Below are 2,178 nucleotides of genomic sequence, written 5' to 3'. Positions count from 1 at the left end.
ATAAAGTAGGGTAACCTATTTCTAGGCTACCCCCTTATCAAACCGCACGTGCCCTATTAAGGCATACGGCTTACCAATTGCAGTTTTATAAATTATGATGTAACTAAACCTTTGCTGTAGGCTATAGCTTTCAACCTACTTTCAGTATAGTATTCAATACCTTGTGATTTCAGTTTATTTATATAGCGTTCATTCTTCCCTTTGTTTCTCGTCGTCTGCTTTTCAATGTACTGCTCTATTGTGTATCCATACATTCTATTATAATATAGCCAGTTTGAAGGAATGAGCTTAATCTTGCAAAAATATTCTATGTTCCATTTCAGACTTTTTCGAAATCCTTTTCTTACTGTCGGATGTTTGTGTTGCATACACACCCTCAGTCTTTGCCTTGTGTACATATCTATACCGTGCATTTGTCTACTAAAACCCTTAAGGAAGCAGTGACTTTCTATGCCATATTTATTGTTTATTTCTACTGCCTTGTGGGGATACAAATAGTAGTTGACTTTTCCTCTTATAATAGGATTTACCCTGTTTATCCATTCTTCTTGACTTAGTGTCAGTTTCCGGCAGGTCGCATCTTTGATTTTCTTTTTAAAATCTTTGAAGGACTGTTCCGTTGGCTCTACTATAAAGTATTTGCCACTTCCATCCTTCCTTTCTCTCCAATGCTTAAAATCAAATCCAACAAACTTAAAGTCATCGTTCTGAAAATCTACAAACTTTGTTTTGTTTATAGCTATTTCCAATCCTAAGTTTGATATTACTCTTTTTGCTACTTCTCCAGCTTTTTTAATTTCTTCATCCGACTTTGCAAAGAGCAGAAAATCATCGCAATAGCGTACAAATTTTATTCCTTCTTTTTCTAATTCCCAATCTAATTCATTCAAATATACATTTGCAAGTAACGGTGATATGACACCACCTTGTTGGGTCCCAGAGTTGCTTTCCATGAATTTTCCTTCTTCCATATATCCTGATTTCATCCATGCCCATATCAAATCTAGCACCGTTCCATCTGCGATATACTTTGTTAGTATTTTCATCATGTTCTTATGTGGTATATTGTCAAAGAATCCTTTTATATCACAATCATAGATATAATTATTTCCATGCTCTATATACCATAAAATTATCTGCATTACTCTTTCTATGCCCCTATTAGGACGATATCCACAGGAGCATTTATGAAATATACCGTCCTCAAATTTCGGACTCAGTACATTCACTATACTCTGTTGTACTATTCTGTCTTTTATAACAGGAATACCTAGTGGTCTTTTATCTCCATTTTTCTTTGGAATATATACTCTTTTTACTGCTGTCGGCTTATATTCTTTTTGTTTTAATTCTTGTAACAGGCTTAATATCTTTTTATCTTCTTCTGCTTTAAATGTTTGGATGGTTTCCATATCAATTCCACCACATCCTTTATTCTCTGCTACCTGTTTCCATGCCGACATTAGTTTGGGTGCGGATAAAATCTGTCCATAAATACTATGCCACTTCATTTTTAGTTCATCATTCATTACTATCCTTATCCTCCTTATGTTCTTTTGGTTCGTTTTTGCTAGGCTACTAACCTTAGCATCGTTGCCATTTGCATAACTATAAGTTCTTGACTTGGTCTACAAAGGTCAACCCCCTTCCATTCGTTATGTGTTTCGTCACATAATTACTTCTGTACTATGAGATTGTCTGACTCCCTTATATACTGACATAACTTCGAATTACTCTTATATATGTCAGTCCTTTCGGTAAATATAAGGGTCTCACAGGGTCATCGCACCTTCCCTTTTAACATACCGAGCACCTTCACAAAGTAGCCTCCATTTACTCAATTGGTTCCTATGGGTAAATGATTTAGATTTCCCGACTTTTCGCACGGTCATCAACCTACCCTGCCGCTACATGTGCTTCACTTTTCGTTTCGGTCTGCTAAACCGTCTATGGGTCTCTCGACTTTCCACATCTCCTTCAGACGCCATCTTACGATGATGCCCTAGATTAGACTTCTCGATTTGCACCAATGCTCACGAGTGGAGACTTTCACTCCAGAGAAATCTTGCTTTCAGAACTCCCAGTCCGTTTTTGCTCCGCATCGTGACCGCTGTTCCTAATACGCAAAATAGTTCTAACTCTCGTTAGAACTGGTGCGACTGCCTGTCGCACAAAAAG

The 2,178-nt window shown here is 37.1% G+C and carries 1 protein-coding gene; it reads right to left on the bottom strand.

Going from position 1 to position 2,178, the window contains the following annotated elements; translation table 11 throughout:
* Positions 1 to 92: 92 nt before the first annotated feature.
* A complete protein-coding gene (gene ltrA, locus BMY18_RS20600; RefSeq protein WP_092458501.1) occupies positions 93 to 1,529 on the bottom strand; it encodes a group II intron reverse transcriptase/maturase in 1,437 nt (478 codons plus the stop codon).
* Between the last annotated feature and the right edge of the window lie 649 nt (positions 1,530 to 2,178).

It is taken from the genome of [Clostridium] fimetarium (genome assembly GCF_900111235.1).
Classification (GTDB): domain Bacteria; phylum Bacillota; class Clostridia; order Lachnospirales; family Lachnospiraceae; genus Clostridium_N; species Clostridium_N fimetarium.
Note: the sequence above shows the minus strand (reverse complement) of the source record. Positions and strands in the feature narration are given on the sequence as shown.